The organism is Azospirillum sp., from assembly GCF_050789165.1.
The window spans coordinates 1-7,922 of the sequence record NZ_JBOZRT010000003.1; the positions used below are offsets into that span (position 1 = coordinate 1).

The window sequence follows — 7,922 nt, forward strand, 5'->3', positions numbered from 1 at the left end:
CCGCGCCGCAACGTCGAACATCTCGGACAGCATTGCGGTTCGCGCTGCTGGCGTCGATCGTCAACCGTTCCGGCTGGGGTGAGGGCTTATATGGGATGGCCGGATCGGCTGTAAAGAGCTTTTTTTCAGCCCCGTCGGATGAAATCGGCGTACCAGCGGGCCGAGGCCTTCGGCGTGCGCTCCAGGGTCTGGAAGTCCACGTGCACGATGCCGAAGCGGCTGCCGTAGCCCCCTCCCCACTCGAAGTTGTCGAGCAGCGACCAGACGAAGTAGCCGCGCACGTCCACCCCGTCACGCAGGGCCTCGGCCATCGACGCGATGTTGGCGCGCAGGTAGTCCAGGCGCGGCGTGTCCTCCAGTCCGGCCTCGGACTTGGAGCCGTAGCCGTTCTCGGTGACGACGATCGGCAGGCGGTAGCGCCGGTGGATGGTCAGCAGGTTCTCGCGCATGGCCGCCGGCTCCAGCGGCCAGCCGACGTCGCTGCGCGGCATGTCGTCGGGCGGCGCGCCGAAGCCGCAGCCCCAGACCATGTCGGTGTTGGGTGCGGCGTACATCGGCGCGTAGTGGTTCACGCCGAACCAGTCGACCGGACGGCAGATCCGCGCCATGTCGCCGGGCTGCACGTAGGGTTCGATGGCTTCGGCCAGCCGCGGCGGGTAGGCGCCGAGGATCTGCGGGTCGGGGAAGGCGCGGTTCCACAGCTCGTCGAAGAGGGCGGCCGCCTCCACGCACGCCGGGTCGTCACGCTCCGGCCGACAGGGCTGGTGGCTGTGGATGCCGCCGATGGAGGCGCCCGGCACGAGCGTGCGCAGCGCGTCCACCGCGCCGCCGTGTGCGAGGTTGAGGGTGTGGATGGCGCGGGCGTGCATGGTGCGGTCGGCGATGCTCGGCGCGCCCCAGCCGAAGGCGTAGCCGAAGATGCTGTGCACCGACGGCTCGTTGATGGTGCCCCAGTGCTTGACGCGGTCGCCGTAGCGTTTGGCGCACAGGGCGGCGTAGTCGGCGAACCAGCCCGCCGTGTCGCGGCTGGTCCAGCCGCCGCGGTCGTGCAGGGCCTGCGGCAGGTCCCAGTGGTAGAGGCAGGCCCACGGCTCGATGCCGCGTTCCAGCAGCGAGTCGATGAGGCGGTCGTAGAAGGCAAGGCCCGCCTCGTTCACCGCCCCCCGACCGCGCGGCAGCAGCCGCGGCCACGCGATGGAGAAGCGGTAGGCGCGCACGCCCAGGTCCGCCATCAGGCGAACGTCGTCGCGGTAGCGGTGGTAGTGGTCGCACGCCACGTCGCCGGTGTCGCCGTGGTCGACACGGCCCTTCAGCGTGCAGAAGGTGTCCCAGATGGAAGGGCCGCGGCCATCCTCCTTCGCCGCGCCCTCCACCTGGTAGGCCGAGGTGGAGGCGCCCCACAGGAACGCCGGCGGGAAGCCCAGGTCTGCTGCTTTCGTGCGCATGGTGTGCTCCGTTCCGAGGCACGCTTCATGAAGCTTTTACCAAGAGCGTATTACTATAAGGTGTACGGCCGCGGAGGAAGCTATGCCCGCCAGCGTCGATACCACCGGTTTTCCCGCGGACTTCGTCTGGGGCGTCTCGACTTCGGCTTACCAGGTCGAAGGCGCGGTGACCGAGGACGGCCGCGGCGCCTCCATCTGGGACACCCGCTGCAAGACCAAGGGCGGCATCGGCGACGGCAGCAACGCCGACGTGGCCTGCGACCACTACCACCGCTGGCCCGAGGACATCGCGCTGATGCAGGGCATCGGCGTTGATGCGTACCGCTTCTCCATCGCGTGGCCGCGGCTGTTGCCGCGCGGCCGGGGGGCGGTGAACGAGGCGGGCCTCGCCTTCTACGACCGACTCATCGACTCGCTGCTGGAGAAGGGCATCGAGCCGTGGGTCTGCCTCTATCATTGGGACCTGCCGCAGGCCCTGCACGACCGCGGCGGCTGGACCAGCCGCGACGGCGCCGGCTGGTTCGCCGACTACACCGCCCTGTGCGCCAAACGCTACGGCGACCGCGTCAAGCGCTGGATCACCTTCAACGAGTTCTCGGTGTTCACGCTGTTCGGCTACGCCATTCCCTGGGCGGCGCCGGGGATCACCGACCGCGCGGCGCACCTCAAGGCCATCCATCACGTCAACCTCGCGCACGGCGCCGGCGTGGACGTGCTGCGGTCGCTGGTGCCGGGCGCCTCCATCGGCGCCATCCACAACCGGCAGAAGATCATCCCCGAGCACGGCCGCGCGGAGAATGTCGAGCCCGCCGCCCTGCTGGACGAGCACTGGAACAAGGCGTTCCCCGACCCGCAGCTTCTCGGCCATTACCCGCCGCGGCTGGCCGAAGCCATCGAGCCCTACGTGCAGCCCGGCGACATGGCGCGGATCTGCAGGCCCATCGACTGGTTCGGGCTGAACCACTACGGCCCGATCTTCGCGAAGGCGGAGCCGGACAGCACCTGGGGTTACTGGTGGGGCGACGCGCCGCCGGACGCGCCGGATTACGGGGTGGGCTGGGCGATCTTCCCCGACGCCTTCCGCGAGGAGCTGCTGGACATCCAGCACACCTACCGCCTGCCCATCGTCGTCACCGAGAATGGCTGCGGCGGCAGCGACGTGGTGGACGCCGAGGGCCGGGTCAACGACCCGCACCGCATCGCCTACTTCAAGATCTATCAGGAGGCCATGCGCGCCGCGATGCGCGAGGGCGCCGACGTGCGCGGCTACTTCGTGTGGTCGCTGCTCGACAACTTCGAGTGGGGCACCGGGTACGGGTCGCGCTTCGGCATCGTGCACGTGGATTTCCAGACCCTGAAACGCACGCCGAAGGCCTCGGCGCGCTGGTACGCGGACCTCATCAAGGCGGCGCGCGCCGCCGGGAGCCAGCCATGACGAAATCAGCCCAAAACAAGACTGCCAAGATCGTCTTCATCGGCGCCGGCAGCGCCGCCTTCGGGCTCAGCCTGTTCCAGGACCTGTTCACCACCAAGAAGCTGGCGGGCTGCACGCTCACCCTGGTGGACACCAACGCCGAGGCGCTGGACCGCATGGCGGACCTCGCCGGCGTGCTGAACCGCCGTGGCGAGGCCGGCATCGTCATCGAGAAGACCACCGACCGCCGCGCCGCCCTGCCCGGCGCCGACTTCGTGCTGAACGCGGTGGCCATCGACCGCAACCGGCTGTGGAAGCTGGATTTCGAGGTGCCGAAGAAGTACGGGATCCGCCAGACCCTGGGCGAGAACGGCGGCCCCGGCGGGCTGTTCTTCACGCTGCGCACGCTGCCGCTGATCTTCGACTTCGCCCGCGACGTCGAGGAGCTGTGCCCGAACGCGCTGTTCATCAACCTCTCGAATCCCGAGAGCCGGGTGGTGATGGCGCTGGGCAAGTACGCCAAGGTCAAGGCGCTGGGCCTGTGCCACGGCATCTTCCTGGCGCGCTGGTTCATCGCCCAGATCCTCGGCATGACGGAGCCGGAGATCGACGTCTGGGGCGCCGGGCTCAACCACTTCCAATGGCTGATGCACATTCGCGAGAAGGCGACGGGCCGCGACCTCTACCCGCTGCTGCGCGCGCGCGAGGCGACGCACGACCCGAGCTTCACGCCGCTGGCCCGCCGGCTGTTCCGCGCCTTCGGCCTGTGGCCGACCTGCAGCGACGACCACACCGGCGAGTACCTGCCCTACGGCTGGGAAGGCGGCGAGCACGGCTTCGACTTCGACGGCGACGAGCGCGGCCGCGTCATCCTGAAAGACCTGATGGACGGCGTGATCGACGGCACCAAGCCGATCCCTGAGGACTGGACCAAGCCGTCCTGGGGCGAACGCGTCGTCGCGGTGGCGGAGGGCATCCTCCACAACGAGAAGCGCTTCATCGAGTCCGGCATCGTCTACAACCGCGGCGTCATCCCCAACCTGCCGCCGGACCTGGCGGTGGAGGTGCCGCTGCTGGCCGACGCCGCCGGCATCCACCCGGTCTCGCTGGGCCCCCTGCCCGACCCCATCGCCAAGCTGCTGACCGTGCAGGCCGGCGTGCAGCAGCTCGCCGTCGAGGCGGCGGTGCGCGCGTCGAAGGAACTGGCGCTGGAAGCGCTGCTGATCGACCCGGTGGTCACCTCCACCGATGCGGCGTTGAAGATCCTGGACGAGTTGTGGGAGGTGAACAAGCCGTACATCCGCCCGTGCGTCTAGCCGTTTCGTAACCGTCCCCCATTCTTCCGTCATCCCCGCGAAAGCGGGGATCCAGAGCGCCCGGCAACGCCGCAAACTGCCAAGGTTCCCTGGATTCCCGCTTTCGCGGGAATGACGGCAAAGAAAGGTGACGGAAGGAATCCCTCCAGAAGGACACCCAAGCCATGGCCGCCAACACCTTCCCCAAGGATTTCCTGTGGGGCGCCTCCACCGCCGCCTACCAGATCGAGGGGGCGCTCGACGCCGACGGGCGCGGGCCGTGCATCTGGGACACCTACACCGCCGCCGGCAACATCAAGGACGGCTCCAGCGCCGCGGTCGCCTGCGACCACTACCACCGCTGGCCGGAAGACATCGCGCTGATGAAGGACGCGGGCTTCAACGCCTACCGCTTCTCCATCGCGTGGCCGCGCATCCTCCCCACCGGCACCGGCGCGGTGAACGCGGCCGGCCTCGACTTCTACGACCGGCTGGTGGACGGGATCCTGGAGGCCGGGATCCGGCCGATGGCCTGCCTCTACCACTGGGACCTGCCGCAACCGCTGGAGGACGCCGGCGGCTGGCAGGGCCGGGCGGTCGTCGGCCCGTTCGCCGAGTACGCCCGCGTCGTCGCCGCGCGGCTGGCCGACCGGGTCAAGGACTGGATGATGCTGAACGAGCCCAACGTCGTCGCCATCTTCGGCTACGGCGTCGGCGAGCAGGCGCCGGGCCACAGGCTCGGCGAGCAGGGCATGCTGCGCGCGCTGCACCACCAGAACCTTGCGCAGGGCGCGGCGCTGCGCGCCATCGCGGCGGAGCATTCCGGGCTGACGCTCGGCACCGTGCTGAACCTCCAGCCCTGCCGGGCCGAGAGCGACCGGCCGGAGGACGTCGCGGCGGCGGCGCGCTGGGACGCGGTGTGGAACCGCGTCACCCTCGACGGGCTGCTGCGCGGCGAGATCCCGGCGCTTCTGGCCGACAAGATGAAAAGCTTCGTGCAGCCGGGCGACGAGGCGGCGATCCGCTATCCCATCGACCTGCTGGGCATCAACTACTACTCGCGCATGACCATGAAGCACGAGGAGGGGCATCCCTTCGATGTGTGGTGGGGCGACGCGCACTGCGACCGCTGGACCGGCATGGCGTGGCCGGTGCAGCCGGACGGCCTCTACGACCTGCTGGTCTCGCTGAAGCGCGACTACGGCAACCCGGCCTGCTACGTCGCCGAGAACGGCGCCGCCTACGACGACGTGGTCGGCCCCGACGGCGCGGTGCACGACCCCGAGCGCGTCGCCTTCATCCGCGACCACCTGGAATCGGTCGCCCGCGCAGTCGCGCAGGGGTGCAACGTCAAGGGATACCTGTGCTGGAGCCTGCTCGACAACTTCGAATGGTCGTTTGGACTGGACAAACGCTTCGGCATCGTGCGGGTCGACTACGACACGTTGACGCGCACGCCCAAGGACAGTTACCGTTTTCTTGTTGCAACTGCGAAAGCCGGCCGTATCGCGGACACTTTTTGAGACAAAACTCCGTGATCAACGGTTCCTTCGCTACTCCTTTGGTATAGCTTAGGCGTAGACGATGCGACTGGAGCCGGACATGCCGACGAGTGTCACCGATCAGCCGAAGCCCGGCTTCAGCCAGCGGTTTCTCGGCCTCGTCCGCGGCTACTGGTGCAGCGAGCACAAATGGCGCGTGCGCCTGATGACCCTGGCCCTGCTGGTGCTCACCATGGGCCAGGTCGTCGTGCCGGTGCTGATCAACCTGTGGAGCGAGCGGCTGTTCGACGCGCTCGAACAGCGCTCCATGGACGGCTTCCTGATGATGATCGGCGCCGTCGGGCTGATCATCCTGTTCAACATCGTCATCGTCACGCTGCACATGCAGGTGAAGCGGCGCCTGCAGTTCGGCTGGCGGCAATGGCTGACGACCACGCTGCTCGACGACTGGCTGACGCGCGGGCGGCACCACCAGATCACCTATCTGCCGGGCGACCACGACAACCCGGACGGCCGCATCGCCGAGGACATCCGCATCGCCACCGAGATGGCGGTGGACCTCGCCCACTCCCTGACCTACTGCATCCTGCTGCTGATCAGCTTCACCAACATCCTGTGGATGCTGTCCGGCGCGCCGGAGGTGACGGTGGCGGGCGTGACCATCACGGTGCCGGGCTACCTGCTGTACATCGCGCTGCTCTACGCCGCGGCAGGCACCACCATCGCCATGGTCGTCGGCAACCCGCTGGTCAAGGCGGTCAACCGCCGGCAGGGGCTGGAGGCGTCGTTCCGCTTCGGGCTGGCCCGGGTGCGCGAGAACGCCCCGGCCATCGCCCTGCTGCACGGCGAGTCCGAGGAGCGGCGGCGGCTGTGCGACCTGCTGGGCGGCGTGCGCTCGGGCTGGAACGGGCAGACGCGGGCGCTGACCCACATGATGGTGTTCAGCGCCACCTACTCGGTGCTGTCGGCGTCCTTCCCGATCCTGGTGGCCGCGCCCCGGTTCATCTCCGGAGCCATCTCGCTGGGCATGCTGATGCAGACGGCGCAGGCGTTCCAGCAGACCGTGGCGGCGCTGTCCTGGCCCATCGACAACCTCGCCCGCGCCGCGGAGTGGAAGGCGTCGGTGGAACGCGTGCTGAGCCTGCAGGACGCGCTGGCGCGCCTCGACCGCGAGGTCGGCGGCGAGGGCACCGCCCGCATCACCGTCGACCGCTCCGACCAGGAGCACAGCCTGTCCTTCCGGAATGTCAGCGTCGCCGAGCCCGACGGCCACATCGTCATCACGCCCTTCGACCTGGAGGTGTTGCCCGGCGAGCGCGTGCTGATCTCCGGCGATCCGGGGGCGGCGGTGCGGCTGTTCCGCGCGGTGGCGCGGGTCTGGCCGTGGGGCCATGGGCGCATCGCGCTGCCCGCCCACACCCGCGTGTTCTTCATGCCGGAACGCCCCTACCTGCCGCGCGGCTCGCTGCGGGCGGCGCTCAGCTACCCAGTCGGGCCGGAGAAGGTGACGGACGCGCAGGCGGCCGCGGCGCTGAGCCGCGTCGGGCTGGGGGAACTGATCCACCGGCTGGACGAGGAACTGGCGTGGGACGAGGAGCTGGCGGTGGCCGAGAAGCAGCGCCTGGGCTTCGCCCGCCTGCTGGTCCGCCGCCCCGACTGGATCTTCATCGAGGACGCCACCGACGCCCTCGACCCCGTCAGCGAGGAGGAGATGCTCCGCCTGCTCGACGAGGAGTTCCCGAAGGCGACCCTGCTGACCATCGGCAGCCACCTGAGCCTGGAAGCGCACCACAAGCGCAAGGTGGTGCTGGAGCGCATCAACGGCGCGGTCCGTCTGGTCGAGACGACGCCGGAGCCCGCGGCGAACGCGTAGTCATGGCGTCCCGCCAGCCCCGCGAAGGCGCATGGGCGCTCAGTCAGGCGATTGCGACCGTCTCCCGACGCTCATTCCCTTTCCAGATCGTCATCCCCGCGAAGGCGGGGATCCATAACTGCCACGGCATGCCGCTTGGGGAATTACGGATCCCCGCCTTCGCAGGGATGACGGCTACAAAGGCACGTGGAAGCCGCCGCGCGGCGATGCGGATGGACGGCCTGACTGCGCGAGACTTGCGTCCTTCATCGCCCGATGATAGGATTATAGTCAGAAACGCCGCACGTGCGTCCCGATCAGGGCAATCGCTTGAAGATCGGGCTTGTAGGATTCCCTTTCGGTGCGGTGTGTGATTCCTAGGAACCTCCTCAGTGCTGGAGGTTGCGATGGAGG

At 68.8% G+C, this 7,922-nt stretch carries 5 protein-coding genes; 4 read left to right on the forward strand and 1 reads right to left on the reverse strand.

Annotation, left to right across the window (positions count from 1 at the left end):
* Positions 1–125 precede the first annotated feature (125 nt).
* A complete protein-coding gene (locus ACRWK7_RS00090) occupies positions 126–1,445 on the reverse strand; it encodes a GH1 family beta-glucosidase (protein ID WP_431854122.1) in 1,320 nt (439 codons plus the stop codon).
* A gap of 82 nt (positions 1,446–1,527) precedes the next feature.
* On the opposite strand from ACRWK7_RS00090, the gene ACRWK7_RS00095 reads away from it, so the two are divergent.
* The 4 genes from ACRWK7_RS00095 to ACRWK7_RS00110 all read left to right on the forward strand — a co-directional run bounded on the left by ACRWK7_RS00095 (position 1,528) and on the right by ACRWK7_RS00110 (position 7,529).
* Positions 1,528–2,880 carry a GH1 family beta-glucosidase gene (locus ACRWK7_RS00095; protein WP_431854123.1) on the forward strand — a complete coding sequence of 451 codons (1,353 nt, stop codon included), beginning with the start codon at positions 1,528–1,530 and terminating at the stop codon, positions 2,878–2,880.
* Positions 2,877–4,175: an alpha-glucosidase/alpha-galactosidase gene (locus ACRWK7_RS00100; RefSeq protein ID WP_431854124.1), complete on the forward strand. Its 1,299-nt coding sequence runs from the start codon at positions 2,877–2,879 to the stop codon at positions 4,173–4,175. Before ACRWK7_RS00095 ends, ACRWK7_RS00100 begins: the two co-directional genes overlap by 4 nt.
* Positions 4,176–4,339: 164 nt before the next feature.
* Positions 4,340–5,677, forward strand: a complete 1,338-nt coding sequence (locus tag ACRWK7_RS00105) for a GH1 family beta-glucosidase (protein ID WP_431854125.1) — start codon at positions 4,340–4,342, stop codon at positions 5,675–5,677.
* A 79-nt stretch (positions 5,678–5,756) separates the two neighbouring features.
* Positions 5,757–7,529, forward strand: a complete 1,773-nt coding sequence (locus ACRWK7_RS00110; protein ID WP_431854126.1) for an ABC transporter ATP-binding protein/permease — start codon at positions 5,757–5,759, stop codon at positions 7,527–7,529.
* Positions 7,530–7,922: the final 393 nt, after the last annotated feature.

Bases quoted from the DNA above. Each gene is read 5' to 3' on its own strand.
- ACRWK7_RS00100 (WP_431854124.1), top strand. From the start codon at position 2,877: ATGACGAAATCAGCCCAAAACAAGACTGCCAAGATCGTCTTCATCGGC.
- ACRWK7_RS00105 (WP_431854125.1), top strand. From the start codon at position 4,340: ATGGCCGCCAACACCTTCCCCAAGGATTTCCTGTGGGGCGCCTCCACC.
- ACRWK7_RS00095 (WP_431854123.1), top strand. From the start codon at position 1,528: ATGCCCGCCAGCGTCGATACCACCGGTTTTCCCGCGGACTTCGTCTGG.
- ACRWK7_RS00110 (WP_431854126.1), top strand. From the start codon at position 5,757: ATGCCGACGAGTGTCACCGATCAGCCGAAGCCCGGCTTCAGCCAGCGG.
- ACRWK7_RS00090 (WP_431854122.1), bottom strand. From the start codon at position 1,445: ATGCGCACGAAAGCAGCAGACCTGGGCTTCCCGCCGGCGTTCCTGTGG.